This window comes from Alteromonas confluentis (genome assembly GCF_001757105.1).
Lineage (GTDB): Bacteria > Pseudomonadota > Gammaproteobacteria > Enterobacterales > Alteromonadaceae > Alteromonas > Alteromonas confluentis.
The window spans coordinates 1-25,432 of sequence record NZ_MDHN01000007.1 but is presented as its reverse complement, the minus strand read 5'-3'; the positions used below and the strand labels follow the sequence as shown (position 1 = coordinate 25,432).

The following is a 25,432-nucleotide window of genomic DNA, read 5'->3' as shown; positions in this document are numbered from 1 at the left end:
TCACCTGAATTTGCTGTCCGGTAACGGTTGCAGCAGGGAATAATATGTTTCTACTCCTGCTTTTTCTTTTTGCATTGTTAATCATAACGGTGTGGCGCACTTACCCAGATATCGGTCGTGTGGTATTGTCTTTGCGCGAATTCTGGCTTTGCCGTCGTCATGGCTTTACTAAGCTGACCTATCATATCAATGGGGTCCCGTTGAGCTGTGAAGACAACTACAATCGCGAGAAACCTCTACTCATTCTGATCCACGGTATGAGTGCCGACAAATCGGTTTGGTATCCGCTGTTAAAATCGTTAAATAGCGATTTTCGTGTTGTGGTGCCCGATTTATTAGGGCACGGAGAATCGCGCTACTCGCCGAGCTTTCGCTACGACGTACAATCTCAGGCACAAATTATAAACGCGCTTATCTGGCAGATTGGAACAACGCGGGCTCATGTCATCGGAAGCAGCATGGGCGGACATATCGCGGCTTATCTCGCGAGTACCTATCCAGAAACGATTAAAAGCTGTACGTTAATTAATCCAGCCGGTTTGCCAGCGTCGAAACAGAGTGAATTTGAGCGCTTGCTTGCACGGGATATTAATCCTTTTCTAATTACAGGTTCACGTACGTACCGAAAACTGCTTAATCTGACCATGGCACGCCCACCGGTGATTCCCTTTATGGTAAGAGATGCCTTATGCCAGCAGCATATTGATAAGAATGAACACTACCGACATATTTTCCATGATTATCTGCAAAGTGGTTGGCTGTCGATGGTGCAATTAGAAAGTATATGTTGCCCGACACTGGTGGTTTGGGGCGCAAAAGATGCCGTTATCGATGTATCTGCACTCGACAACTGGCAGCGAAGCCTCAAAACACTAAAGAGTAGCCAAATCTACCCCGAGCTCGGGCATCTGCCCATGGTTGAGTCGCCCAAACGCGTGTATTACAGCTTCATGCATTTTTATCAGCACCACTGTGTCAGCAAGCCAGTTGCACAAGAAACGGTAGAAAATCGAAAAAATACGGGTTAAATCAAAGGTTCAGCCGGTCTTTAATTTACAAACTGCGTTGTGTACCGCATGCTATTGGTAAGCTAAACGAAAACTCACACAACGCACTTTCATGGAATACACCTTTCTTCTTTTTGCATTCATCTGTGGTTTGTCAGTTAAAATGATTGGCATCCCTCCCCTTGTTGGCTATCTCATTGCTGGTTTTGTTTTGAATGCTTTTGGGCATCAAATGACACAAGATCTTCAGCATATCGCTGATCTGGGTATCACTATCATGCTCTTTACCATTGGGTTAAAGCTCAACGTTCGCGATTTAAGTAAACGTGAAGTCTGGTTTGGCAGTATCGCCCATACTCTGATATGGGTTGGCGTGGTTTCTCTCGCACTCTATGTGCTTGCGGCTGTAGCTGCTTTCATGTTCGGCGAGCTAAGCTTCCAAAGTGCCATGCTTATTGCCTTTGCTCTGAGTTTTAGCAGTACTGTGTGTGTAATCAAAGTGCTGGAAGAAAGTGGCGAAAGTAAAACCCGTCACGGCAAACTGGCCATTGGTATTCTGGTTATGCAAGATGTGTTTGCTGTCGTTTTTCTGGTCGCGGCCACCGGAAAACTCCCCTCTGTTTGGGCCCTTGGGTTATTAGCCATATTCCCATTAATGCCGTTGATAAATCGTATTATCGATAAATCCGGTCACGGTGAATTGCTTCCATTAACGGGCTTTGTGCTGGCGCTGGGCGGTTATCAACTGTTTGATCTCGTCAACATCAAAGGTGACCTTGGTGCGTTGCTGGTGGGTATCATCTTAGCGAAACACCCTAAAGCCACTGAATTATCTAAATCACTGTTGGCGTTCAAAGATTTATTTCTCATCGGCTTCTTTTTATCCATTGGCCTCACCGCATTACCTGATATGAAAATGATGGTTGCAGCATTGATCATCTGTCTCTTCCTGGCCATGAAAGCGGCGCTATTTTTCGGGCTGTTCACCTGGCTTAAACTGCGCGCCCGAACCAGCTACCTTACGTCATTGGTGCTCGGTAACTACAGTGAGTTTGGATTAATTGTCGCGGCGCTGGCAGTGAGCTTAGGCATGCTCAGTGAAGACTGGCTGGTGATCATCGCCCTTGCCGTATCGGTGTCGTTTGTTGTTACCAGTATTCTTTACCGCAATAGCCATGGCCGATACCTGAAAATCAAAGACTTCATCCAACGATTTGAAAATAATAATCGTCTTCGGGAAGATATTTATCCGGTGATCACTAACGCTGAGTTTCTTGTTATTGGCATGGGCCGGGTGGGCATCGGCGCATTTAATTCATTGCACAAGTTGGCCGAAACCCGAGTCTGGGGGATGGACGCTGACAGGGTTAAAATTCAGCGCTTGCAACAGGATGGCCTCAATGTCATTTGCGGAGATGGTGAAGACGTTGATTTATGGGAAAATCTTGATATTCGCAGTGTAAAACTGGTTTTGCTTGCCCTGCCGTCTATCGAAGATGCCATTAACATCACTCGTCAGTTAAGATTTTCAGGTTATCAGGGCAAGGTTGCAGCTATTGCCCGCTATGAAGATGAGGTGGATAAGCTGCTAGACAAAGGTGTGGATAAAGTCTTCAACTTCTTTACCGAAGCAGGACTTGGTTTTGCTGAAGAATCATTGGCTTACGTAAAAGAAGAAAGCGTAATCGCTTAACTAATGCGAAATAAGGACGACATGGGAATTGTTATCATTAGCATCCGATTGATTTTTAAAGGTTTTTTTGATTTCACGCAAAATTTATCCTATACTGCTGGCAACTCAAATAAGGAATCGTTTTTATGAAAGGTGATAAAAAAGTCATCGCCAAGCTCAACGAGGTGCTGACCAGCGAGCTCACCTCCATCAACCAATACTTTTTGCATGCCCGCATGTATAAAAATTGGGGGTTCGGCGAACTTAATGAAAAGCTGTACAAGAAATCAATCAAAGACATGAAACAGGCAGATGCGATTATCGAGCGCGTATTGTTTCTTGAAGGGCTGCCTAACCTACAAGCGCTAGGCAAGCTTTACATTGGTGAAGACACGGTAGAAATGTTGAAGTGCGACAGTCGCTTCCAGCTTGAGCAAATCCCGTTAATTAAAGATGCAATCCAGTTATGTGAAGAGAAGCAGGATTACGTGAGCCGTGATTTGCTTGAAGATATTCTTGAATACGAAGAAGAGCATCTCGACTGGATTGAAACGCAAGAATACCAAATTGACGCCATGGGTATCGAGACCTACCTGCTGAAACAAATTGAGGGAGACGAATAATGAAAGGTAACGCGAAAATTAATGACGCGCTGAATGATCTGTTGTCTTACGAACTGGCGGCAATGGATCAGTATTTCATTCACTCTCAGATGTATCTGGACTGGGGCCTAAACAAGCTTTATGAACGCATCAACCATGAGTTTGATGACGAAAAAGGCCACGCAACCAAACTCATCGAACGTATGCTGTTTTTAGAAGGTACGCCAGACATGGTTACGCGCACCGGTTTCAAAGTGGGTCACGACGTGCCTTCTATGTTGGAAAGTGATCTTCGTGTTGAGTACGAAGTCGATGCAAAGCTAAAAGAAGTCATTGCTCTGTGTGAACAGGAAAGTGATTACGTTACCCGTGACATCTTGGTCGAACTTCTGGACGATACAGAAGTTGACCACGCGCACTGGTTAGAGCAACAGCTTGGCCTTATCAAGCGTTTAGGTCTTCAGCTTTATATGCATTCTCAAATGTAACCAGCTTACGAAGTTTATCTTTGTATTTAAAAATGCCCTGCGATGTCAGGGCATTTTTGTTTCAAAAAACATCACATAGGGTGTCTCTTCATTTTCTACATGGATGAGCATCTTCCAGCGCATAGTGGGCTCTGAACAACTCCCCAGCATAAACCAACCTGACCAATCCCCATTGTCCTGTTGTTCGGCTAGCACGGGAATCTTACCCATATACATGTTTACCCCTTCAATCCAGATACTTTGCACTTGTTTTGAAAGTGGTAACGACAAGTTAACGGTTATCGATTCTTCGACAACCGGTAATTGAGCAAATTCCGCTTCAATATTGTCGTTTTTCATTACGATACTGCAATGCAAATTGACAAACTCACACTGATTGCCTAAACCCTTTGATGGGGGTGGCGTTATGCGAAAGTACTGGGTGCAATAAACGAGAATAGCTATTGCTATTATTAGTGTAGGAACCAGAAGTTTCTTCGCTTTATTTGTTGTAATCATGTGAAAAAAACATCCTATTCTTTCGTGGTTCAATGATACTTTTGACGGAGATCAACCACGACTAGTTTATGGTATCTTTTTGTTAATAAAAATCTTATTATCCGCCTACCAGCTGACCTGTACAAAAACACCACACTTAATAAAAGGTTCAGTGTTTAGCCTGCAACTTGCATTAAAGCCTAAAAGTGGCAGTTGGAAACCCATTTACCATTGAAGTGGAATATCAATCAAATGAGTGAAATAAGCCAAGCACAACCTGACTACAACTATAAAGTTGTCAGGCAATTTACCATCATGACTATTGTCTGGGGTATTATCGGCATGGGTCTGGGAGCTTTTATTGCAGCACAATTGTTTGCACCCGCCCTCAACTTCGATACACCCTGGTTAACCTTCTCGCGCTTAAGACCGTTACACACGAACGCGGTAATCTTCGCTTTCGGCGGTTGTGCGCTGTTTGCCACGTCTTACTACATCGTGCAGCGTACGTCTCAAGTGCGTTTATTCAGCGACAAGCTCGCCGCCTTTACGTTCTGGGGCTGGCAGGCGGTTATCGTTGCCGCAGTGGTTACTTTACCGTTCGGTATCACCGCCAGTAAAGAGTATGCTGAATTAGAGTGGCCAATTGATATTTTAATCACCTTGGTATGGCTCGCGTATATCATCAACTTTTTCGGTACCATCATTATTCGAAAAGTGTCGCACATATACGTAGCTAACTGGTTCCTTGGCGCATTCATGCTAACGGTTGCAGTTCTGCATATTGGTAACAGCATGGCGATTCCGGTGTCGTTCACCAAATCTTACTCACTGTATGCAGGTGCAGTGGATGCAATGATGCAATGGTGGTACGGCCACAATGCGGTAGGTTTCTTCCTGACAGCGGGCTTCCTGGGTATGATGTACTACTTCGTGCCAAAACAAGCAGGTCGTCCGGTTTATTCTTACCGACTTTCCATTATTCACTTTTGGGCACTCATTTCACTGTATATCTGGGCGGGTCCGCACCATTTGCATTACACCGCACTGCCAGATTGGACGCAGTCTTTGGGTATGGTGATGTCAGTTATCCTGTTTGTTCCCTCCTGGGGCGGCATGATCAACGGTATCATGACCCTATCTGGTGCATGGCACAAACTTCGCACCGACCCCGTTCTGCGTTTCCTCATTGTTTCACTGTCGTTCTACGGTATGTCTACCTTCGAAGGTCCAATGATGGCAATCAAAACCGTAAACGCCCTGTCACACTACACAGACTGGACCATAGGTCACGTACACTCCGGAGCACTGGGCTGGGTTGCCATGGTATCGATTGGTTCGATTTACCACCTCATCCCCGTACTGTTTGGGCAACGGGCCATGTACTCGACCAAGCTGGTTAACGTGCACTTCTGGTTAGCCACCATCGGCGTGGTGCTGTACATCGTGGCCATGTGGATGTCGGGTGTTCTGCAAGGTCTGATGTGGCGTGCAGTTAACGCTGACGGCACGCTAACCTACAGTTTTGTTGAGTCGCTTGAAGCATCCTATCCTTTCTATGTGGTTCGTTTCATCGGTGGGGTGTTCGTGGTAGCCGGTATGCTGGTGATGGCTTATAACACCTGGAAAACAGTACGTGCGCCGAAAGGCAGCATTGCACCTGAGCCAGCAGCGCAAGCAGCATAAGGAGACGTTGTTGTGAAAAATCCACATGAGTTAATTGAAAAGAACGTCGGCCTGTTAACCGTTCTAATTCTTATTGCAATCAGCTTCGGTGCCTTGGTGCAAATCATGCCGCTGATGTTTCAGCAGCAAGTGCTTGAGCCGGTAAAGGGCCTTAAGCCTTATACCGCGCTTCAACTGGAAGGCCGTGATATTTACATTCGTGAAGGATGTGTAGGTTGTCACAGCCAGATGATTCGTCCGTTTCGTGCTGAAACCGAACGTTATGGCCATTACTCAGTAGCCGGTGAATCTGTGTGGGAGCATCCGTTCCTGTGGGGTTCTAAGCGCACAGGGCCAGATCTGGCTCGCGTAGGCGGTCGATACAGTGATGAGTGGCATCGCGTTCACCTGCTTAATCCTCGTAACGTGGTTCCTGAATCTAATATGCCGGGCTTCCCCTGGCTGGCGGAAAACACCCTGACGGGTGAAGACACGGCCAAGAAAATGGAAGTGTTCCGCGGATTCGGTGTGCCTTATACCGATGAAGATATTGCTGGTGCACAAGACGCAGTTAAGGGTAAAACAGAAATGCAGGCTCTTATTGCATACCTTCAATCCCTCGGCACATATCTTAATTGATTATGGATCAGGGAATTGCAGGCAGCATATTTACTGTCGTCGTGTTTGTATCCTTTGTTGGCGTAGTTTGGTGGGCATTTAACGGTCGAAATAAACAAAGATTCGACGAAGCCGCCAACCTACCGTTTGCTGACGAAGAAAAAGAAGAATCGCAAAAAAATAAGCAGGAGTCTTGAACTCATGACCACGTTTTGGACAATATGGATTTCAGTGATAACACTGGGTCTCATCATCGGATGCTTCTTCCTGTTGCGTTGGGCGCTGGCCAACAAAACAGGCGTGCCTGAAGGTGAGTCTATGGGCCACGCTTTCGATGGAATTGAAGAGATTAACAATCAACTCCCTCGCTGGTGGACCATCCTTTTTTACATCACAATCGTATGGGGTTTTATTTATCTGGCGCTTTACCCGGGCCTGGGTGCGTATCAGGGCCTCTTGGGTTGGAAAAGCTCCAACCAAGGTGTACTTTCTTTAGAAGAATCGGCGCAAGCGCGCGCAGATGCCAAAGAAGAAGGGTTGCTGGTTGAGTACGATCGTGAACTGGACAAAGCCGCTGACGTTTACGACCCAATTTTTGAAGAGTATGCCAAAGTACCGGTTGAAGAACTGGTCAACGATCCGGAAGCGGTGAAAATCGGTCAGCGTCTGTTTTTACAAAACTGTGCGCAGTGTCACGGCTCCGACGCCCGTGGTGCGAACGTTGGCTTCCCTAACCTCACCGATGACGACTGGTTATATGGTGGCAGTGGTGCGAAGATCAAAGAAACACTGATGCTTGGCCGTCGCCCTATCATGCCCGCCTGGATTGACGCCATGGGCGAACAAGGTATCAAGGAAACGGTTGCGTATGTGCTTAGTTTAAGTGGCCGTGAACAAGAGCCTGAAATGACCGCACTTATCGATGCTGGTAAGGCACGTTTCATGGTGTGTGCAGCTTGTCACGGTATGGACGGTAAAGGTAACCAAATGCTGGGTGCCCCGAACCTGACAGACAATGTCTGGTTGTACGGTTCCACTGAGCAATCTGTTACTGACACCCTGACTTATGGTCGTAACGGCGTGATGCCTTCATTCAAGAAAACCTTGGGTGACGATAAAATTCACGTTGTAGCAACCTATGTATACAGCCTGTCTCATTAAACGCTGACAGCACAATAAAAAGCCCCGTGTTTGCGGGGCTTTTTTGTGGGAGAATGGGAAAAATATTGATAGAAATCATAAAACAACCGTGGTTAATCCTTTAGTCTTGGCGCTCATTCCGGGCATTAATTGAATGTGAAGTGTTATGCATACTCCCTGGTACAAACAGTTCTGGCCGTGGTTCCTTATCGCCGTGCCGGTTATCACCGTCATCATGAGTGGTTTTCTCATCCATTTTGCTACGTCGACACAAGATACGCTGGTCGTCGATGATTACTACAAAGAGGGTAAAGCCATCAATGCAAGGCTCGATAAAGTCGAAGCAGCGCGTAGGCTAAATATCACCACCGATTTAATGGTAGATGACAACCGGGTTTCAGTGAAATTTCATTCAGGTATACCGCAGGATGGTACGGCGCTAAAAATTGCATTTTATCACGTTACCCTGGCTGAACGGGATACCGAACTCCTCTTAACCCGGGATGCGTCGGGTGTGTATCGGGGAACCACTGAAGCCGAACTCGACGGAAAGTGGCGAATCAGCCTTACTCCAATCGATGAAGCCTGGAAGATTCAAAATACCGTTTTATTGCCTCAATCTCAGAAAATCGCCTTTAATCCGTGAGTACTGAATCTTGCTATCACTGTGGGGAACCGAACGACCACCGTCAGCTTTTCTCCGCAATTGTCCTTGGTGAGTCCAGACAATTTTGCTGTCCGGGTTGCTTAGCGGTCGCCGAAGCCATTGTTGATAACGGCCTGGAAGATTACTATCAGTTTCGTACCGAGCCCGCCGCGAAAGGCGCCACTACGCCTGAAAGTTCACTGGATAAATTAGCACTTTATGACGAACCGGCACTCCAGGAAGAGTTTGTCTACGACGAAGGTAAGCACAAGCAAATAGAATTTACCCTCGAAGGAATTACCTGTGCAGCCTGCGGCTGGTTAATTGAAAAGCAGTTATCAAAGGTAAGCGGTATAAAAAAAATCGCGGTGAATGTTGCGCAACGGCGGGCCGTAGTGACCTGGGAGCCCGATACTTTATCGCTAAGCCAAATCATGGCATCGCTTCAACGTATTGGTTACCCGGCATTACCTTTTCAGCCCGACCAACATGAAGCCACTTACAAAGCTGAAGATAAGCAATTCCTGAAAAAGCTGGGGTTAGCTGGCCTGATGACCATGCAGGTTATGATGCTTGCCGCCGCGCTGTATTTTGATCTTCTGGATGCGATGGATGCACAAACGGTGTCTTACTTTCACTGGATTGCGTTAGTGCTTACCACTCCCGTCGTATTTTATTCAGGCAGTACGTTTTATCTGGGGGCACTGAAAGCGCTCGCGGCCCGCAGCGTGAATATGGATGTGCCCGTCACCATTGCGGTGTTCGCTACTTATTTTTCTGGCACCTGGGCAACCATTTCCAATGGCGGCGATGTATTCTTCGAAAGCATCTGTATGTTCATTTTTTTGCTTTTGCTCAGCCGGTTCCTTGAACACCGAAGCCGTCATCGAGCTGCGCAAATCTCTGCCAATATGCTGCAATACATACCAGTTACGGCGAATAAACTAAATGCCGACGGCACATTGGTGCAAAGCCTCGCCAAAGCGTTAAAGATTAACGATACCGTGGTGGTAAAAGCCGGAGAGACGGTGCCTGTCGATGGCATCATTGTTGATGGCAGCAGCGAATTTGATGAATCTATGCTTACGGGTGAGTTCAACCCGAGCAGAAAAACCGTCGGCGACACGATTTTTGGTGGTACCAATAATCTCAGTAACAGCGTAACAATACACGTTACACAAACGCTCAAACACGCGCTGGTCAACCAAATTATTCGCCTGCAAAGTGTTGCTATGGCTTCAAAACCCAAGGTCGCGCAGTTAGCGGATAGATTTTCCAGCTTGTTTGTATCATTGGTACTTTTCATTGCAGCGCTGACCTTCGTTTACTGGTACTGGCAGGACGATCCGCGTGCATTCTGGATCACGATTTCCGTATTGGTTGCAACCTGCCCTTGCGCGCTTGGATTAGCGACACCCACAGCCCTTACTTGCGCCATGGCGACGCTGAACAAAAAGGGAATTTTACTGAAGCGGGCCGATGCCCTTGAACAACTCGCCAGTATTACAACTATTGTGATGGACAAAACCGGAACACTAACAGAAGGTCGTTTTGCCATCACCGAATCCTGGTTTGCTGATAACGAACAAAAAGACACCATCATGCACGTGATGGCGTCGTTGGAATCCCGTTCAGAGCACCCTATCGCCGCCGCATTTAGCGCAGACGATCTTGCTCCGGTAACGAATGTGACGATAACGGCGGGTAAAGGAATCGAAGGCGATATACATGGCCAATGTTACAAAGCGGGCTCAGCACGTTTTACAGCCTGCGATAAGTTAGAAATTCCGATAATCGCTAATGTATACCTTGTGTCGAATGATAAATGCCTTGCCGCATTCAGAGTGACTGATCAAATAAAATCGGATGCTGAAGACGTACTAAGCGCGTTCTCGAACTTCAAAAAAGTGTTGTTGAGCGGTGATATTCAGCAAAACGTAGACGACATTGCCGCGCAATTACACATCGATGAAGCCATAGGTGGAAACAGTCCAGAAGATAAACTCAATGTTGTACATGCGCGCCAGGCAGCTAATGAGCATATTTTGATGATGGGAGATGGCATCAATGATGCGCCAGTACTGGCTGCCGCGGATGTTTCGGTGGCGGTTGGCAATGCAACAGACATTGCCAGAAGCGCCGCTGATGTGATTTTCCTCAATGAGAAGCTTACGTTGATGCGTCATTTGTTGAGCATGGCGAGCCGGGTGAAACGTGTAATCCGCCAGAATATGGCGTGGGCCATCGGCTATAACCTGATGGTATTACCCTTTGCAGTCAGTGGCATTTTAACGCCGTGGATGGCCGTTATTGGCATGAGCCTCAGCAGCATTATTGTGGTGACTAATTCTACCAAACTGTTAAAGTAATTCTTATGAGTATAATTTATGTACTAATTCCGCTGGCCATTATCATTGTGGCTATAGCTATCGGGGTATTCTTTTGGGCTGTGAAATCTAATCAGTTCGAAGATCTCGATCGTCAGGGGTACAGCATACTCTTTGACGATGACCTGTCGCCCGAAGAGAAAAAACTCGCTGAAGAACGTAAGAAACTGAATGAGTGAGTTTTCTTTTCTATCGGCCTTTCTGGTTGGTATTGCCGGAGGGGTGCATTGCATTGGTATGTGTGGTGGCGTTTCAATTGCGCTTTCTGGTGCAATTCCCAAAAATGCCAATGGTTTTCCTTATGCACTGGCCTACAACTTTGGTCGCATTACCAGTTATATTCTTGCTGGTGCGATTACGGGTGCAGTTGCACAAATCGCCAAAAAGTACCTGCCATTATCGGGGCCGATCCTCGCCATTCTAAGTGGAATCATGCTGTTATCTATGGCGTGTTATCTTGGCAACTGGTGGAGAGGCATTGCTCGTATTGAGAAGCTGGGTGGCCATTTATGGAAATCTATACAGCCAGTTGCTAAACGTTTTTTACCTTTCAGGTCTCCTCTCTCCGCTATTCCTTATGGTATGATTTGGGGGTGGTTACCGTGTGGGCTGGTTTATTCCACTCTCACCTGGGCATTAGCGTCTGGTACAGCCTTTTCTGGCGCGGTGATCATGGCGGGGTTTGGATTAGGTACACTTCCCGCGTTACTTGCCACCTGGGCAGGAGCGAACTGGGTTCTTAAAGGGTTCAGACAGCCGATGGTACGGCAACTAATCGCATTGAGTCTGCTGATATACGCGCTTTATATTTTATGGCGGGCAGTCAGTAGTTTTTAAAAGCAGTTACGTAAAAATGGTAAGTAAGCATGCAAAAGCGTTCGGATTTCTCAATCCACTGTCAAAACTGCAGTTTTAGTCACTTATGTCTTCCAGTTGCTTTAAACAAAACTGAAATTGAATCGCTGGACGATATCGTTGAACGAAAAAAGCCGCTTCACAAACATGACACCTTGGTTGAAGCGGGTGACAAATTCACGTCCTTGTACGCTGTACGTGCTGGCTCTTTTAAATCATTTGTGACCGATAGAGAAGGTGAAGAGCAAATTATTAGCTTCCACTTTCCGGGTGACATCATCGGTTTCGACGGATTACGTGACGATACGCACCAAAGTTATACTCAGGCGCTGGAAACCGCCATGGTGTGTGAACTTCCCTATGCCACGCTGGAAAAGATGTCAGAACAGTTTCCTAAGTTGCGAAACCAGGTCATGCGCTTTATGAGTGCCGAAATAAAGCAAGATCATCAAATGATGATGTTATTGAATAAACGCACCGCCGAAGAGCGTTTAATTTACTTTATTGCTCACCTTTCTGGTCGTTTTGAAGAGCGCGGTTTCTCACATCGCCAGTTTAATCTGAGTATGACGCGCAACGAAATTGGTAATTATCTCGGCCTGACGGTAGAAACCATTAGCCGATTGCTAACCCGTTTCCAGAAAGAAGGGATCATAAAAGTCGACGGCAAGCTGATCACCATTTTGGATTTTGAGGGCATGGATAAGCGTTTACACTCTATGGATATCCCCACTACCTGCGTTGACTGATATCCGCACAGTCTATTGATCTGAAACAACGTCTCTCCTGGACGGTTTACTATACTAAAGATGTAAGCCGTATCGCTGTCCATAGACTAAGGAGGGACGTCATGATCACTTACAACCGCATTCTCGCTGTTGTCCAACCGGACAAATCCGAACAGCCCGCCCTTTCAAGAGCCATTGAAATTGCTAAAAAAACCGGTGCTGAAGTCCATGCATTGCTGGTTGTTTATGACTTTTCTTACGACATGACCACCATGCTCACGCGTGCTGAGCGAGAGGCAATGCGAAAAGCGGTAACTAACGATCGCAAGCAATGGGCTGAAAATACGTTTAGTCACTATGACGGATGCCCGGTAAAAGTGTCTGTCGTCTGGAATGACAAAAGATACGAAGCCATTATTCGCTATGCAGTAGAACAAAATATTGATCTTGTTGTTAAGTCAACCCGGCAACATCACGAACTCAGCACCATCATTTTCACCCCCACAGATTGGAATTTACTCCGTAAGTGCCCCACCCCGGTGCTGCTGGTAAAAGACCATGTGTGGCCGGAAAATGGCACTGTGGTTGCAGCAGTCAATGTGGGCACCGAAGATAAAGAGCATGCCGAACTGAATAACAAGATTACCGTTGTCGCCACCGACTATGCCAATATGCTAAGTGGTCAGGTTCATTTGGCAAATGCTTACCCGTCTACACCGCTGAATATTGCCATTGAAATCCCGGACTTTAACGCCCAATCCTATCAAAACTCCGTTAGAGACCATCACCTGAAAGAGATGGAAGTCCACAGTGCCAAATACGGCATTGGTATTGCCAACTGTCACGTTGTTGAAGGTCTGCCAGAAAAAGCGGTGTCACGCATTAGTGAACAGTTAAATGCTGAGTTGGTGGTTATCGGCACGGTTGGCCGCACCGGATTGTCTGCAGCGTTCATTGGCAACACCGCTGAACACGTACTCGACAGCTTAAATTGTGATGTCCTGGCCATTAAACCTGACGGATTTGTCTCTCCTATCAGTTAAGGTATTTACGCTGCCGCACGACTCTCTATGGCGGCAGCGCACTTCGTTTTGTATAATGACACTTTTATTTTTCCCATCGTCAATTCTGAAGTGTCATGAATCAATTAACATCAGCCGAATCCAGTACATCGAGCCACAGCGCCGAAAACAAACAGAAGTACAATTTCAATAAGTTGCAGAAGCGCTTGCGTCGTAACGTGGGTAAAGCCATTGATGACTTCAAGATGATTGAAGACGGAGATAAGGTCATGGTGTGCCTGTCTGGGGGTAAAGACAGTTACACCATGTTAGACATTTTACTTTTCTTACGAAAAATTGCGCCGATCCACTTTGATATCGTGGCGGTGAATCTTGACCAAAAGCAACCCGGGTTTCCTGAGCACGTTTTACCGGAATACTTAGCATCACTGGGCATCGATTATAAAATCGTAGAAGAAGACACCTACTCCATCGTGAAAGATAAGATCCCTGAGGGCAAAACGACCTGTTCTCTGTGTTCGCGACTGCGCCGTGGCATTCTATATCGCACTGCCAAAGAATTAGGTGCAACCAAAATCGCATTGGGGCATCATCGTGATGACATGTTGGAAACTTTGTTTTTAAACATGTTCCATGGCGGAAAACTCAAAGCCATGCCACCTAAGCTTGTTAGCGATAATGGCGAACATATTGTTATTCGTCCTCTTGCCTATTGCAGTGAAAAAGACATTCAGAAATACTCAGACGCGGCATCATTCCCAATCATTCCCTGTAATCTCTGTGGTTCACAAGAAAACCTGCAAAGACAAAACATTAAGATGATGCTTCAAGACTGGAATAAGCGTTTTCCTGGCAGAATTGAATCCATGTTCAGGGCAATTCAAAACGTTGCGCCGTCTCACCTGGCCGATAAAAACCTGTATGATTTCGCGGCTATTCAGACAACAGGTGCGCCTGTGGCCGACGGTGATACCGCATTTGATGCGCCTGAATTTAAAGACGAGCTGGCAGAAGAAAATCGTTCAGACGTGCAAATTGTCAACCTGGCGGATTAACACATGAAAATAGGACTCGCCCTTGGTGCTGGCGCTGCCAGAGGATGGACACACATTGGCATCATTCAAGCGCTGGAAAAGCTGGGTGTAAAAATTGATGTGGTTGCAGGATGCTCCATCGGTGCTTATGTGGGCGCGGCCTATGCCAGTGGTAAGCTGGAGCCACTCAAGGAATGGGCTTGCTCGCTGACTGAATGGCAGATTTTAGCCTTAATGGGAGTTGGCATTCGAAAAGGTGGTATTGCCAGCGGTGAAAAGGTATTTACCAAACTCGCTGACGAATTTTGTGCCCCGACCTTTGAAGAAATGCAAAAACCGTTCGCGTGTGTGGCGACAGACTTATATTCCGGTCGTGAGGTTATGTTCTCGCAAGGGCCGTTAGATAAATGCGTACAGGCGTCATGTGCCATCCCGGCTTTATTCAGTCCGGTGTCTTATCAGGATCGCTGGCTGGTGGATGGTGCTGTGGTGAATCCGGTACCCGTAAATCTTTGTCGGCAGTTGGGCGCAGATTTTGTTATCGCGGTTAATCTGAACGCAGACTTTAAACCGCAACGCCTCGACAAGCCTGCTGAAGAACACGAGAAAATGCAGAAGAAAAATGATGATTTCTTCTCTAAAAGTACCAACATGGTAAAGCAGTGGTTTTCTCATGATGAGAAAGAGACTGCGCCTCAGCCGCCAAGTATTTTGGGTGTGATGACCAGTTCACTAGAGATCTTACAGGCAAGAGTGACCCGCTCACGCCTCGCTGGCGATCCACCCGATGTTCTCATCGAACCTTATCTTTCCGATGTGGGATTGATGGAATTTCATCGTGCAGAAGAGTTGTGTCAGGAAGGCGAACGCACTGTTGCCCGGCTTGCAGAGCAGATAAAATATCAGCTTGTTATTGAAAGCAAAGAAATCGAAGCAGAAGATCTTGATAACATTGAGAACGCCGAACAATAAGGTTTGGCGTTATTAATGCTGCTTATTTTGTTGCTTTTGCCGTAATTCGAAACGGCTTCTCGGGCAGTACTAATCCTTTACTGCTCTCAATCCATTCGGCTGACAGCATTTGTGTTCCCATATTGATGTTCGGTGCATCTTTCACCGGCATACTGATATTTTCATCAGCGAACTGGATATTTAGTCCGTCTACCGTTGGCATTATGAAAGATAGGAAGCTGCCCATTTCATTGAAAAAAGAACGGTATTGTTCAAGCAAATACGTCAACTCTTCTTTGCTATAGCGCGTCTTCAAATATGCGGTCTTTGTTTCAAGCTGTACAGACATATCACATAAATTGGCGGCCTCAGCCAAATCGATTTCGACAAAGGCTTCAGCCATCTTTAACACTTTTTCCGATGGTACCGTGAAACGATATTCCTCAGAAACCTCAAGTGGCAATGTCTGTTTATCAGTGACAATCTTCGCGTTATTTATTTCGCATAAGCGCCCTTCACCCACACGCTGAAAACCAAATGCAAACTGCAATGCTTGCGTGTCTTCGCCGTCGAGCTTTTTCACGTGACTATAAAACCGGCTATATTCAACCTGAATGACTTCGGCGTTAACACTACCTGCAAAGAGCAGCATCAATGCTGCAGACAACACCTTTTTCACTACATGTAATCCCTGTTGTAACGAATCATAGCCTGTAGTTCCTCTACGTAAGCTATGCCCCGCTCTGAGTAATTCATCAGCCCTTCGGCTAAGGCGACACCTGTCACTGGTAATTGATTCGATCTAAGTGTACTTCGAATAGTACGTAGCTCTTTATAGGCATTGTGACGATTAATATTGCGCATGTAGGTATAAGTAGCCTTTGATAAGTTAGGGAACTTAGCGACCTCGTGATCAGCCCCTTCGGTACGGCGTGCGGGGACAAATCCACAGCCCTTACGAAAACACCAGAGACCAAAAAAATTATAACCTTTGCGTGCAAATCGACTGGTTCCCCATGCCGATTCATTCGCTGCCTGAGCCAGTACCAGCGACACCGGTAGTATATCAACCCGACGCAAGAGCGTCTGTAATTGATCATCAATTTCAGCATCTTCATCAACTTTATACTCATTAACCAACCAGACAACCCGTTCCTGATCATCTTCAGTTAACGTTTCGCCCAATGAAATTTGACGCTGGAGAGTTTGAATGTAGTGACGTAATGAAAGTAGGTACTCGTTTTGCTTTTCTACTTCAGGACGAAGGTAATTGAAAAAGGCTTCCTTCTTTTCCTGTACGTTTTCGATATCGATAAAGTCAGGTACAGGCTCGTCGGCCTGCTCGGTGATAGGAATATCAAGAATATCAGGCTCCCTGGATGACATGATCCAGGCGTTAATCACGATAACCAGTAAAATGGCAACGGTAATTAACACAATATTCATGGTTTCTCTTTTATGCATCGAAAGTCGACTCCTGTCTATCACCCGTCAATGCCTGTTGGTCTTCTGCTGTATCAAAAATGGTTGTATAAAGCAGTCCGGTTACCACGAAGTACAGTGGCATGATCAGCAAAAAACCCAGGCCAAAAGTAAAGATACTCAGCAGAAACAATACGAGAAAAATCACAAAAAGAACAATAAATGATAACAAATATTGGTTAACGGCCCGGCAGGAAGCCATTACAGCCTGAAGTACGCCCATCTTTTTATCGGCAATAAGAGGCAGCGTGAACGTAGAGGCAACAAAAACGTAAAGCCCGGGAATGATTAATACGGCCAAACCGAGCTGCACCAGTACAGAAATAAGCAGTTGAGCGAGTGCCAACGGCAATACCCAGGACACAAATTTGAAGATATCTGTCATGGTGACTTTTTGCCGTCTGGCGATATTAATCCCCATTACCGATAGTCCCGCTGATAGCGGCGCAACAATAATGATCATCGCAATATCAAGAATACCTTGCTGCTGTGCCGGCATACCCGTGAGTTCTTCCAGGGGGAAACTATTGGCAATGAGTAAGGCAAACGCGAGCACAGTAAAAACGATCACCGAACTGGCAGAGATGAGCGGCCAGATATTCGCCTTTAACAAAGCAATGGCAACCCGGGCAATCTGTTTGAAATCGAACTGCCCTTTTTCTTTAATGATTTTATAGCGATCGTTTAAAGCAGTATTAAACGGAGGTTTGTTTGATGCAGACACGAGACACTTCTTAATATTTTGATGGGCGGATTATACCGCAAGAGGCCGGTTTGCCTACTAAAGCAGGACAAGTTTCATGGCCAGGCCGACGAGCAGTACGCCCATGGTACGGTCGAGCCAATAGCCCTTTTCCCCGATAATTTTGGCAACACGACTGGTACTTAATAACCATGACAGCATACAAAACCACGCAGCCGTTGCAGCAGACAAATAAATGCCATATCCCAGTTTTATCATAACGGGGGTATGAGGATTAATAATGACGGTGAAGAGCGAAAGAAAAAACAAGGTCGCTTTCGGATTCAGCCCGTTGGTCAAAAACCCGATTCGAAACGCTTTTGCTGCGGAAATATCTGGCGATGAGGCTTTATTCCTAGGATCACCCGTTGGCGACGTTTTATCAGGCGGGCCGCTACGAAGAGCGCCTATAGCCAAATACAACAAATACGCTGCAGCTAAATAAGTAAAGGCACGATACAGCCAGGGTGTTGTGGTTAATAATACGCTTACGCCAATTAGGGAATAGGCAACATGAACAAGAATGGCAAGCCCTATTCCCACACTAGTAACCATGGCAATACGGCGACCATAAGCAACACTATGCCGGACAACAATCGCAAAATCAGGACCCGGACTTGCTACCGCGACTAAGTGTACCAGCGCGATAGTGATAAATTCTTCTAGATAGGGAAACATAAACTACAGGGTGGCGGCTAGAGATAACTCTTCAAGCAAACTCTCAACAAAATTCGGAACCACTTTAGACGCAGGACCATGATAGGACTCGTCGAACATATCGAAGCCGTCGCTCGGTTCAAGGTTTAACTCTACCGTGCGTGCACCGCTGTCTTTTGCTACCTGAACGAACCCCGCTGCCGGATAAACCTGCCCCGATGTGCCAATAGAAATAAACAAATCGGCTTTTGTGAGAGCGAGGATAATGTCGTCCATTTTAAGCGGCATTTCGCCAAACCAAACGATATCGGGCCGTAATACGCCAGAGGGCTTGCAGCATGGGCACGGTGTCGTTTCGTCAAAGGATGCTTCCCAACGGTGACTTTCACCAGAGCTAATACACCTGGCTGACAATAATTTCCCATGCATGTGGATCATGCGCTGACTACCCGCCCGTTCATGTAAGTCATCAACGTTCTGGGTTACCAACAGAAAATCTTTGCCAATTTGCTTTTCCAACCGTGCAAGTGCTTCATGAGCTGCATTGGGAACAACGGAAGGCTCCTGAAGTTGTGCTCTGCGTGCATTGTAAAACTTGTAAACCAGTTCCGAATTCGCTGCGTAAGCTTCAGGCGTGGCAACATCTTCAACCTTATGGTTTTCCCAAAGGCCATTGCTGTCACGGAAGGTTCGTAATCCTGACTCAGCAGAGATACCTGCACCGGTTAACACTACAACCCGTGGCTTATTACCCATCCTTATACCTCCACAGGAAAGTGTGAATTTGCGCCCCATTCAGACCAGGCGCCATCGTAAACACGAACATCAGTGGCACCGCATAGTAATGCAGCCACACCAATAATGCATGCGGTTACACCTGAACCGCAGCTACAAATAATTGGTTTATCAAGGCTAATCTGAGTTTCAGCAAACAGTGCTTCTAACGCCGACACCTCTTTAAATTTGCCATTCTCAAGTACGGTCTGGAATGGCAGATTGTATGAACCGGGAATATGCCCACGTCGAACGCCAGCTCTGGGTTCGTCGACGTTGCCATGAAAACGTGCTGCACTGCGCGCATCAACAATTTGTGTTTCAGTGTTCATTGCCGCTAACACGTGTTCTGCATTAGCAAACCAGGCTTTGGCTGGCACAACGGCTTGATAATTACTCGTGTTGTGCTGGGACGAAACATGCTTTGATTCTGAGAACCCGGAGGCTTCCCAGGCAGGCCAGCCGCCATTGAGTAGTCTCACGTTCTGATGGCCCAGCGCTTTCATCATCCACCACAATCTTGGCGCGCTAAATATACCCCGGTTGTCATAAATGACTATGTCGGAATTAATGTTTAACCCCAACTGGCTCAACAAACTCGAAAAAGCGTCTGCCGATAAATTTGTATGTGGTAGTCCGCTGCTGTGGTCGCTCCCTTCGGCATCGATATCGACATCAATGGTGCCGGGAAGAAGTTGGGAGTCTCTGATATCTGCCGTTCCGTTAATCGGATCAGACATCAACGCGCGAAGTATAGTAATTGGTTGTTCAGATAACTGCTGCTGTAAATTTGCTGCCGACACCAATATTTGATTCATTCAGACCCTTCTCAGAACGGCTGTACACGAAACTGCACGATTTCCACACTATACGAAGATTCATCCTAAAAATACAGCCAATTATCGTCAAAAAAGCGAAAAATATAGCGGATGTTGCTTGTAAGACACTGAAAGTAAGATTATTCCCATGACTTAATGCGTGCAAAATATGTACAGCAATATCAAGATTAGATTTAGATAAGATAAATGGTGCCCGGGGCCGGACTTGAACCGGCACGCTGTTACCAGCGAGGGATTTTAAATCCCTTGTGTCTACCAATTTCACCACCCGGGCATTGGGTTGTCGCTAGGACAGGTACAGGTTGGACCCTGCTGTTGCGTGAGCAACAAATAATGGAGGCGGAACCCGGAGTCGAACCGAGATCCACGGATTTGCAATCCGCTGCATAGCCATTCTGCCATTCCGCCATTTTGGAGCGGGAAACGAGATTCGAACTCGCGACCCCGACCTTGGCAAGGTCGTGCTCTACCAACTGAGCTATTCCCGCTAAGTCTGCATGATGCTATTTCTAGCTTCATCAGCGTTTTACTGAGGTGCTCCGTAAAACGTGGGGTGCATTCTACCTACCCGGATAAAACTGTCAACAGCAAAAACCATCAAAATGCACCTAAATACCTAATTTTCTGTCTGTTTGCTTTTTTTTTGCCCGCATTGTGCAAGAGACAAACAAACGTAATCAGCCCTGACGTCCAGCAAGGTGCTTCCAGGCCGCTGAGGTGTATACCAGCATAGACCAAATTGACAGCACTGCGGCAATATAAAGCAAGATATAACCTAACGTAACCCAATAAATTGGAAAGCCCATGAAAGTTTCAAGGCCAGATAATAGCCCTATCAGTGCTAACATCTGCGCCATGGTCTTTGCTTTTCCAATAAAACTGACTTTTACCGTATCACTATAACCACGCTGGGCCATCCACTCGCGCAAGGCTGAAATATAGATTTCACGTACCATCAGTACAATCGCCGGAATCGTGATCCATAACGTCCCATATGTATGGGTAATCATGATCAGCGCCGTAGCGACGATAAGTTTGTCAGCCACCGGGTCTAAAAACGCACCAAATGGCGTACTCTGTTTCAGTTTACGGGCCAGATAACCATCGAACCAATCGGTTATGGCCGCTAGCCAGAAAACAAATGCGCCGGCCTCTTTTGCCCACTTCCAGTCAAGAAAATACACCGCGACAAACACTGGAATAAGCACAACACGAAAAATCGTGATGATATTAGGTACCGTCCACATAAATTACTTCTCGTTTAAAAATAATGACATCACGTAATGGAGGCATGTTACCACGCCTGCGATTTTACACATCCTCAAAGATGCAGGTGATCGTATATTGTTTCAGCCAGCTCCTGGCTAATGCCAGGCACATTGGCAATTTCATCTTTGCTGGCTTTTTTAAGCCCTTGCAAGCCGCCCATGTATTTGAGCAAACTCTGACGACGCTTGGCGCCTATTCCTGGAATATCTTCCAGGCTAGAGGTGTTTTTCACCTTTTGACGGCGATTCCTGTGGCCAGTAATGGCGAAACGGTGTGATTCGTCACGTATGTGCTGAATCAAATGCAGGGCCGGCGAATGACTTTCCATAGGCAAGGTTTCATGGGAACCAGCAAGAATGAGCGTTTCAAGACCCGGTTTTCGCGTTGTTCCTTTCGCTACCCCTACCAGTAACGGCTTTTTATCGACAGGCCAGTCTTCAAAAAATGCCTCTGCCTGTCCCAACTGTCCCTTCCCCCCGTCGATAAACAGAATGTCTGGGATCTTACTCACTTCCTGTACGTTCTTATATCGGCGTTTTAGGGCCTGAGCCATGGCAGCATAATCATCGCCAGGGGTGATCCCTTCGATATTGTATCGACGGTAATCACTTTTCAGCGGGCCTTCGCGATTGAACACCACGCAAGAAGCCACGGTTTGCTGCCCCGACGTGTGACTAATATCAAAGCATTCCATGCGCTGAATGGGTTCATCCCGATCAAGTATGTCTTCTAGGGCCAGGTATCGAGCATGCACTGATTTCTGCTGGCTGTATTGGGCATCTAACGCATTTTCAGCATTAGTTTGCGCCAAACTCAGGTAGCGACGTTTTTCTTCCCTCGCCCCTTTGAACAACTTAACCTTGCGTTTGGCTTCTTCACTCAACACTTCGAGTATGCTGTGTTCTTCCGATAACGTTCGAGGGGTAACAATCTGCTTGGGAATGATCTTATTGCCAGACAAATAAAACTGGAGGAAGAAAGACTCAAAGATCTCATCTTCGGTTGCCGCGGCAGGCACTTTGGGAAAATACGATTTACTTCCCAATAATTGGCTGTCTCGGATAAACATCACTTGAATACAGGCCATATTGCCACGTACCGCAAAACCAAATACGTCCATTTCGTCCTGGGTTCCCGCCACCCATTGTCGCTCTTGCACTTTGCGTAATACGTTTATTTGGTCTCGATAGCGAGCTGCAGCTTCAAAATTCAACTGCTCACTGGCCTTTTCCATTTTATTAACCAGTGTGCCAATGACCTGTTGGTTTTTACCATTCAGAAAGAGCCGGGCAAGCTGCACCTGCTCTTGATATTCCTCATCACTCACATAGCCTTGCACGCACGGGGCGCTACAGCGTTGCATCTGATATTGCAGGCACGGGCGACTTCGTGCGCGGTAATAACTGTCTTCACACTGACGAACGGGGAAAATCTTCTGCATGGTTCGCAGACTCTCCCGCACTGCCCAGGCGCTAGGATAAGGACCAAAATATTCGCCCTTTTTCTTCTGCGGACCACGATGAAACGATAAACGTGGGTGTTTGTGATCAGACAAAAATATAAACGGGTATGATTTATCATCCCGCATCACCACGTTATATCGCGGCTTATATTTCTTAATAAAGTTGTTTTCTAGCAGGAATGCTTCGGTTTCACTATTCACCACCGTTACATCCATGCTGGCAATGTTCGCTACCAGCGACCGGGTCTTCGAATTATCGACATTTTTTCGAAAGTAACTGGAGACCCGATTTTTAAGGTTTTTCGCCTTTCCAACGTATATCACCTCACCTTCGGCGTTGTACATGCGGTACACGCCAGGCTGGCTAGTAAGGTTTTTCAGGAAATCATTGTGGTCGAATTGTGACATTCAGCAAATTAAAGCATATTGGGATCGATGAGTTTGTGCCTGAGTGCCAAGTGCGTCAGCTCAACGTCGGTTTTTACGTCGAGTTTTTCGAACATACGGTAGCGATAAGTATTGACTGTTTTGGCGTTGATACTGAGCTCGTTAGCGATTTCAGGCACCTTCTGCCCTTTTGTAAGGCGCATAGCGATATTTAGTTCACGACTGGACAAATTATCGAAAGGGTTATCAGCATCTGGCGCTAACTTACTTATAGCAATACTTTGCGCAATTTCAGGCGGGAGGAACTTTTGACCTGAATGCACTTTGTAAATCGCACGGATCATTTCATCGGGATCGGCATCTTTAGTCAGAAAACCAAAGGCACCAATTTGCATAACCTGCGAAGGAATAGGGTGTTCTTTATGCATGGATAAACAAATAACACGCGTGTTTTCGGACATGCGAACGATTTTTTTTGTGGCTTCCAATCCGCCCATGCCGGGCATATTGACGTCCATTAAAACGATATCCGGGGCATTTTGTCTGCAATATTTAACTGCATCTTCCCCGTTTTTTGCTTCCGCTACGACTGAAAAGTCGGAGACATCGTCCAGGATGCGTCGAATCCCTGTTCTGACCAACTCATGGTCATCTGCCAGGATAATCTTTATCACGTTTGTGCTCACTGAATAATCGTTATTATAAGTATTGAACGCAGCCACTACACTGCGAAGCTCATAATACCATTTATTCAGTGAGAGTGAAGACAGTCTTACTACAAACACTTTTAAAGCTGTGGCAAATCAAACCAGAGCGCTTCGGTATCGTCGTGTGCATGTATTTGCAGGGTGTCGTCCTGGTAAACACCAAGTCCATCACCAGCTTCAAACGATTCGCTGTCGATACTAATCTCGCCCTTTATTACATGCAAATAACCCATGCGTTTTTCAGTCGCGATAGAAATCGATTCATTTTCTGACAAGCGCAGGCGCGATAGGGTCATATCCTGATGCACTTTTACAGTGCCTGCTCGTCCGTCTGGTGTAACCATTGGCGTAAGCGCCCCACTCTGTTGAATCGTTTTTTGCTCATAACCTGGCGTTAACGCGTTTTGGGCCGGTAGTACCCATATTTGTAGAAAATGGACTTCATCTTTATCAGAACCGTTAAACTCGCTGTGCATGATACCGCGCCCTGCCGTCATGCGCTGAATATCACCCGCCGGGATCACATCGCTGTTTCCCGTACTGTCTTTGTGTGCCAATTGACCTTCTATTACATATGACAAGATTTCCATATCTTTATGGCCATGAGTTTCAAACCCTCTTCCAGGCGCGACGCGGTCATCGTTAATAACCCGAAGTACAGAAATTCCCATATGTTCAGGGTCATAATAGCGACCGAACGAAAACGAATGATGGGAATTGAGCCAGCCAAAATTGGCGTGCCCGCGCTCACTGGCCTTTCTGATATAACGCATGTATTTCTCCTGCAAAGGTAATGAGCGTATTTTAATACTGTAGAGACGGATTAATACTTCAGAAACTAGCGTTAACTGTTCTATTTCTTAGAATCTATTAATAGTGTAACGCGCGCCATCCTGGTGGCGTCGCAGTACGATGAAGAGAATAATTAGAGAACATCGAGTAGGGTGAGGCATCACCGCCTCATCCCTCTCACAGAACCGTACGTACGGGCCTCGTATACGGCTCCTGTACAGTTTATCCAGCGTAATTGCTGGGCACATTTCCCGTTCTAACGTCTTCCAGATTCACCAGTCCAAGTTCGTTAAACCAGCTGTTTGGCATCGCGTAGCTTGCCAGTGGGCTTCTTGCGCTGCGCCAACTCGTCATGCTCATGGACGCGAACTTGCCTTTGTAGCCCCGCTGTCGTAGCCAGCGATGCAGGCGGCTCGCCTTTTTCCATAACTTCAGTTGAACACTGCGCAGTCTGCGTCTCAGCCAACTCGCGATTTGCTTGAATGCCCTGCTGGCATTGGCAATCCTGAAGTACTGGCTGAACCCTCTTAGCAGTGGATTCAGTCTGTTGATGACATGTGACAACGGTTTTCCCCCGTTGCGTTTTGTCATCTCCTTTAGCTTCATTTTGAACAATGCCAGTTTCTTCGCTTGGATTCGGGTATATTTCGTCCCGATTTCCACACCAAGGAACCTGACACCCGCATCACTGTGTGTGATGTGGGTTTTCTCTGTGTTCACGGTCAGCTTCAGTTTACCTTCAAGGATTTGGGTCGCTTGTCGTTGCGCATTCTCTGCCGCTGAACGACTGCGACACAAGATAAGAATATCATCAGCGTAGCGCACTATGCGGTGGCCACGTTGCATCATCTCCTTATCAAACGCATCCAGATAGATGTTCGCTATCAAGGGGCTGATTACCCCACCTTGCGGACTCCCTGTGTCTGTCTGCTGCCAATGGCCTTCAACCATCACCCCACTTGTTAAGAACTGGCTGATTAAGCGCAGCACGCTACCATCACGCACCCGCCGTTTAATGCTTTCTATGAT

The 25,432-nt window shown here is 46.6% G+C and carries 28 protein-coding genes and 3 tRNA genes; 16 read left to right on the top strand and 15 right to left on the bottom strand.

The window, feature by feature from the left end; genetic code table 11:
- Positions 1–44 precede the first annotated feature (44 nt).
- The 4 genes from BFC18_RS03045 (at position 45) to bfr (BFC18_RS03030) (ending at position 3,769) form a co-directional block, all read left to right on the top strand.
- Complete coding sequence (locus tag BFC18_RS03045; protein WP_070123723.1) at positions 45–1,028, top strand: alpha/beta fold hydrolase; 984 nt, start codon at positions 45–47, stop codon at positions 1,026–1,028.
- A gap of 91 nt (positions 1,029–1,119) precedes the next feature.
- On the top strand, positions 1,120–2,700 hold the full coding sequence (locus BFC18_RS03040; RefSeq protein WP_070123722.1) for a cation:proton antiporter family protein: 1,581 nt from the start codon (positions 1,120–1,122) through the stop codon (positions 2,698–2,700).
- Positions 2,701–2,825: 125 nt separating this feature from the next.
- On the top strand, positions 2,826–3,302 hold the full coding sequence (bfr, locus tag BFC18_RS03035; protein WP_070123721.1) for a bacterioferritin: 477 nt from the start codon (positions 2,826–2,828) through the stop codon (positions 3,300–3,302).
- Positions 3,302–3,769 (top strand): bacterioferritin, encoded by a 468-nt coding sequence (bfr, locus tag BFC18_RS03030; RefSeq protein WP_070123720.1) that lies wholly within the window; start codon positions 3,302–3,304, stop codon positions 3,767–3,769. Before bfr (BFC18_RS03035) ends, bfr (BFC18_RS03030) begins: the two co-directional genes overlap by 1 nt.
- A gap of 45 nt (positions 3,770–3,814) precedes the next feature.
- Here bfr (BFC18_RS03030) and BFC18_RS21570 read toward each other — a convergent pair whose 3' ends face one another.
- Positions 3,815–4,108, bottom strand: a complete 294-nt coding sequence (locus tag BFC18_RS21570; protein ID WP_139138934.1) for a hypothetical protein — start codon at positions 4,106–4,108, stop codon at positions 3,815–3,817.
- Between the two features lie 390 nt (positions 4,109–4,498).
- Here BFC18_RS21570 and ccoN point away from each other — a divergent pair, with 390 nt between their 5' ends.
- The 12 genes from ccoN (at position 4,499) to rssA (ending at position 15,313) form a co-directional block, all read left to right on the top strand.
- Positions 4,499–5,932 (top strand): cytochrome-c oxidase, cbb3-type subunit I, encoded by a 1,434-nt coding sequence (ccoN, locus tag BFC18_RS03020; protein WP_070123718.1) that lies wholly within the window; start codon positions 4,499–4,501, stop codon positions 5,930–5,932.
- Between the two features lie 12 nt (positions 5,933–5,944).
- Positions 5,945–6,550, top strand: coding sequence for a cytochrome-c oxidase, cbb3-type subunit II (gene ccoO, locus BFC18_RS03015; protein ID WP_070123717.1), 606 nt, complete (start codon positions 5,945–5,947; stop codon positions 6,548–6,550).
- Between the two features lie 2 nt (positions 6,551–6,552).
- Positions 6,553–6,726 carry a CcoQ/FixQ family Cbb3-type cytochrome c oxidase assembly chaperone gene (locus tag BFC18_RS03010; RefSeq protein ID WP_070123716.1) on the top strand — a complete coding sequence of 58 codons (174 nt, stop codon included), beginning with the start codon at positions 6,553–6,555 and terminating at the stop codon, positions 6,724–6,726.
- A 4-nt stretch (positions 6,727–6,730) separates the two neighbouring features.
- Positions 6,731–7,690: a cytochrome-c oxidase, cbb3-type subunit III gene (gene ccoP / locus BFC18_RS03005; protein WP_070123715.1), complete on the top strand. Its 960-nt coding sequence runs from the start codon at positions 6,731–6,733 to the stop codon at positions 7,688–7,690.
- A gap of 145 nt (positions 7,691–7,835) precedes the next feature.
- A complete protein-coding gene (locus BFC18_RS03000; protein ID WP_070123714.1) occupies positions 7,836–8,315 on the top strand; it encodes a FixH family protein in 480 nt (159 codons plus the stop codon).
- Positions 8,312–10,684, top strand: a complete 2,373-nt coding sequence (locus BFC18_RS02995; protein ID WP_070123713.1) for a heavy metal translocating P-type ATPase — start codon at positions 8,312–8,314, stop codon at positions 10,682–10,684. The genes BFC18_RS03000 and BFC18_RS02995 overlap by 4 nt, the downstream gene beginning before the upstream one ends.
- A 5-nt stretch (positions 10,685–10,689) precedes the next feature.
- Positions 10,690–10,881 (top strand): cbb3-type cytochrome oxidase assembly protein CcoS, encoded by a 192-nt coding sequence (gene ccoS / locus BFC18_RS02990; RefSeq protein ID WP_070123712.1) that lies wholly within the window; start codon positions 10,690–10,692, stop codon positions 10,879–10,881.
- The gene (locus BFC18_RS02985; RefSeq protein ID WP_070123711.1) at positions 10,874–11,539 is read left to right on the top strand and encodes a sulfite exporter TauE/SafE family protein; all 666 of its coding nucleotides are present in this window, start codon (positions 10,874–10,876) and stop codon (positions 11,537–11,539) included. The genes ccoS and BFC18_RS02985 overlap by 8 nt, the downstream gene beginning before the upstream one ends.
- Positions 11,540–11,568: 29 nt before the next feature.
- Entirely contained in the window at positions 11,569–12,306 is a 738-nt protein-coding gene (gene fnr, locus BFC18_RS02980; protein ID WP_070123710.1) for a fumarate/nitrate reduction transcriptional regulator Fnr, read from the top strand.
- 101 nt (positions 12,307–12,407) lie between these two features.
- Positions 12,408–13,328, top strand: coding sequence for a universal stress protein UspE (uspE, locus tag BFC18_RS02975; RefSeq protein ID WP_070123709.1), 921 nt, complete (start codon positions 12,408–12,410; stop codon positions 13,326–13,328).
- Positions 13,329–13,423: 95 nt separating this feature from the next.
- Complete coding sequence (ttcA, locus tag BFC18_RS02970) at positions 13,424–14,362, top strand: tRNA 2-thiocytidine(32) synthetase TtcA (protein ID WP_070123708.1); 939 nt, start codon at positions 13,424–13,426, stop codon at positions 14,360–14,362.
- A gap of 3 nt (positions 14,363–14,365) precedes the next feature.
- On the top strand, positions 14,366–15,313 hold the full coding sequence (rssA, locus tag BFC18_RS02965; protein WP_070123707.1) for a patatin-like phospholipase RssA: 948 nt from the start codon (positions 14,366–14,368) through the stop codon (positions 15,311–15,313).
- 22 nt (positions 15,314–15,335) lie between these two features.
- On the opposite strand, the gene BFC18_RS02960 is transcribed toward rssA, so the two are convergent.
- From BFC18_RS02960 to BFC18_RS02895, 14 genes are all read right to left on the bottom strand, one after another.
- The gene (locus BFC18_RS02960; protein WP_083272892.1) at positions 15,336–15,962 is read right to left on the bottom strand and encodes a DUF2987 domain-containing protein; all 627 of its coding nucleotides are present in this window, start codon (positions 15,960–15,962) and stop codon (positions 15,336–15,338) included.
- An 8-nt stretch (positions 15,963–15,970) separates the two neighbouring features.
- Positions 15,971–16,756: a glucosaminidase domain-containing protein gene (locus BFC18_RS02955; protein WP_070123706.1), complete on the bottom strand. Its 786-nt coding sequence runs from the start codon at positions 16,754–16,756 to the stop codon at positions 15,971–15,973.
- Positions 16,749–17,498, bottom strand: coding sequence for a DUF2189 domain-containing protein (locus BFC18_RS02950; RefSeq protein ID WP_070123705.1), 750 nt, complete (start codon positions 17,496–17,498; stop codon positions 16,749–16,751). Before BFC18_RS02950 ends, BFC18_RS02955 begins: the two co-directional genes overlap by 8 nt.
- Before the next feature lie 57 nt (positions 17,499–17,555).
- Positions 17,556–18,194 carry a LysE family translocator gene (locus BFC18_RS02945; RefSeq protein ID WP_070123704.1) on the bottom strand — a complete coding sequence of 213 codons (639 nt, stop codon included), beginning with the start codon at positions 18,192–18,194 and terminating at the stop codon, positions 17,556–17,558.
- Positions 18,195–18,197: 3 nt separating this feature from the next.
- Positions 18,198–18,929, bottom strand: coding sequence for a Sir2 family NAD+-dependent deacetylase (cobB, locus tag BFC18_RS02940; RefSeq protein ID WP_070123703.1), 732 nt, complete (start codon positions 18,927–18,929; stop codon positions 18,198–18,200).
- Positions 18,930–18,931: 2 nt separating this feature from the next.
- Positions 18,932–19,765 (bottom strand): sulfurtransferase, encoded by an 834-nt coding sequence (locus BFC18_RS02935; RefSeq protein WP_070123702.1) that lies wholly within the window; start codon positions 19,763–19,765, stop codon positions 18,932–18,934.
- A gap of 208 nt (positions 19,766–19,973) precedes the next feature.
- A tRNA-Leu gene (locus BFC18_RS02930) sits at positions 19,974–20,060 on the bottom strand.
- Positions 20,061–20,120: 60 nt separating this feature from the next.
- A tRNA-Cys gene (locus tag BFC18_RS02925) sits at positions 20,121–20,194 on the bottom strand.
- A gap of 4 nt (positions 20,195–20,198) precedes the next feature.
- A tRNA-Gly gene (locus BFC18_RS02920) sits at positions 20,199–20,274 on the bottom strand.
- A gap of 189 nt (positions 20,275–20,463) precedes the next feature.
- Positions 20,464–21,033, bottom strand: a complete 570-nt coding sequence (pgsA, locus tag BFC18_RS02915; RefSeq protein ID WP_070123701.1) for a CDP-diacylglycerol--glycerol-3-phosphate 3-phosphatidyltransferase — start codon at positions 21,031–21,033, stop codon at positions 20,464–20,466.
- A gap of 74 nt (positions 21,034–21,107) precedes the next feature.
- On the bottom strand, positions 21,108–22,925 hold the full coding sequence (gene uvrC, locus BFC18_RS02910; protein ID WP_070123700.1) for an excinuclease ABC subunit UvrC: 1,818 nt from the start codon (positions 22,923–22,925) through the stop codon (positions 21,108–21,110).
- 8 nt (positions 22,926–22,933) lie between these two features.
- Positions 22,934–23,578, bottom strand: coding sequence for a UvrY/SirA/GacA family response regulator transcription factor (gene uvrY, locus BFC18_RS02905; RefSeq protein WP_070123744.1), 645 nt, complete (start codon positions 23,576–23,578; stop codon positions 22,934–22,936).
- Between the two features lie 113 nt (positions 23,579–23,691).
- Entirely contained in the window at positions 23,692–24,384 is a 693-nt protein-coding gene (locus BFC18_RS02900; protein ID WP_070123699.1) for a pirin family protein, read from the bottom strand.
- Positions 24,385–24,625: 241 nt separating this feature from the next.
- A partial coding sequence (locus BFC18_RS02895) for a reverse transcriptase domain-containing protein (RefSeq protein WP_245680317.1) occupies positions 24,626–25,432 on the bottom strand: 807 nt, incomplete at its 5' end.

Bases quoted from the DNA above. Each gene is read 5' to 3' on its own strand.
- BFC18_RS03045 (WP_070123723.1), top strand. From the start codon at position 45: ATGTTTCTACTCCTGCTTTTTCTTTTTGCATTGTTAATCATAACGGTG.
- BFC18_RS03040 (WP_070123722.1), top strand. From the start codon at position 1,120: ATGGAATACACCTTTCTTCTTTTTGCATTCATCTGTGGTTTGTCAGTT.
- bfr (WP_070123721.1), top strand. From the start codon at position 2,826: ATGAAAGGTGATAAAAAAGTCATCGCCAAGCTCAACGAGGTGCTGACC.
- bfr (WP_070123720.1), top strand. From the start codon at position 3,302: ATGAAAGGTAACGCGAAAATTAATGACGCGCTGAATGATCTGTTGTCT.
- BFC18_RS21570 (WP_139138934.1), bottom strand. From the start codon at position 4,108: ATGAAAAACGACAATATTGAAGCGGAATTTGCTCAATTACCGGTTGTC.
- ccoN (WP_070123718.1), top strand. From the start codon at position 4,499: ATGAGTGAAATAAGCCAAGCACAACCTGACTACAACTATAAAGTTGTC.
- BFC18_RS03010 (WP_070123716.1), top strand. From the start codon at position 6,553: ATGGATCAGGGAATTGCAGGCAGCATATTTACTGTCGTCGTGTTTGTA.
- ccoP (WP_070123715.1), top strand. From the start codon at position 6,731: ATGACCACGTTTTGGACAATATGGATTTCAGTGATAACACTGGGTCTC.
- BFC18_RS03000 (WP_070123714.1), top strand. From the start codon at position 7,836: ATGCATACTCCCTGGTACAAACAGTTCTGGCCGTGGTTCCTTATCGCC.
- ccoS (WP_070123712.1), top strand. From the start codon at position 10,690: ATGAGTATAATTTATGTACTAATTCCGCTGGCCATTATCATTGTGGCT.
- BFC18_RS02985 (WP_070123711.1), top strand. From the start codon at position 10,874: ATGAGTGAGTTTTCTTTTCTATCGGCCTTTCTGGTTGGTATTGCCGGA.
- fnr (WP_070123710.1), top strand. From the start codon at position 11,569: ATGCAAAAGCGTTCGGATTTCTCAATCCACTGTCAAAACTGCAGTTTT.
- uspE (WP_070123709.1), top strand. From the start codon at position 12,408: ATGATCACTTACAACCGCATTCTCGCTGTTGTCCAACCGGACAAATCC.
- ttcA (WP_070123708.1), top strand. From the start codon at position 13,424: ATGAATCAATTAACATCAGCCGAATCCAGTACATCGAGCCACAGCGCC.
- rssA (WP_070123707.1), top strand. From the start codon at position 14,366: ATGAAAATAGGACTCGCCCTTGGTGCTGGCGCTGCCAGAGGATGGACA.
- BFC18_RS02955 (WP_070123706.1), bottom strand. From the start codon at position 16,756: ATGCATAAAAGAGAAACCATGAATATTGTGTTAATTACCGTTGCCATT.
- BFC18_RS02945 (WP_070123704.1), bottom strand. From the start codon at position 18,194: ATGTTTCCCTATCTAGAAGAATTTATCACTATCGCGCTGGTACACTTA.
- cobB (WP_070123703.1), bottom strand. From the start codon at position 18,929: ATGGGTAATAAGCCACGGGTTGTAGTGTTAACCGGTGCAGGTATCTCT.
- BFC18_RS02935 (WP_070123702.1), bottom strand. From the start codon at position 19,765: ATGAATCAAATATTGGTGTCGGCAGCAAATTTACAGCAGCAGTTATCT.
- pgsA (WP_070123701.1), bottom strand. From the start codon at position 21,033: ATGTGGACGGTACCTAATATCATCACGATTTTTCGTGTTGTGCTTATT.
- uvrC (WP_070123700.1), bottom strand. From the start codon at position 22,925: ATGTCACAATTCGACCACAATGATTTCCTGAAAAACCTTACTAGCCAG.
- BFC18_RS02900 (WP_070123699.1), bottom strand. From the start codon at position 24,384: ATGCGTTATATCAGAAAGGCCAGTGAGCGCGGGCACGCCAATTTTGGC.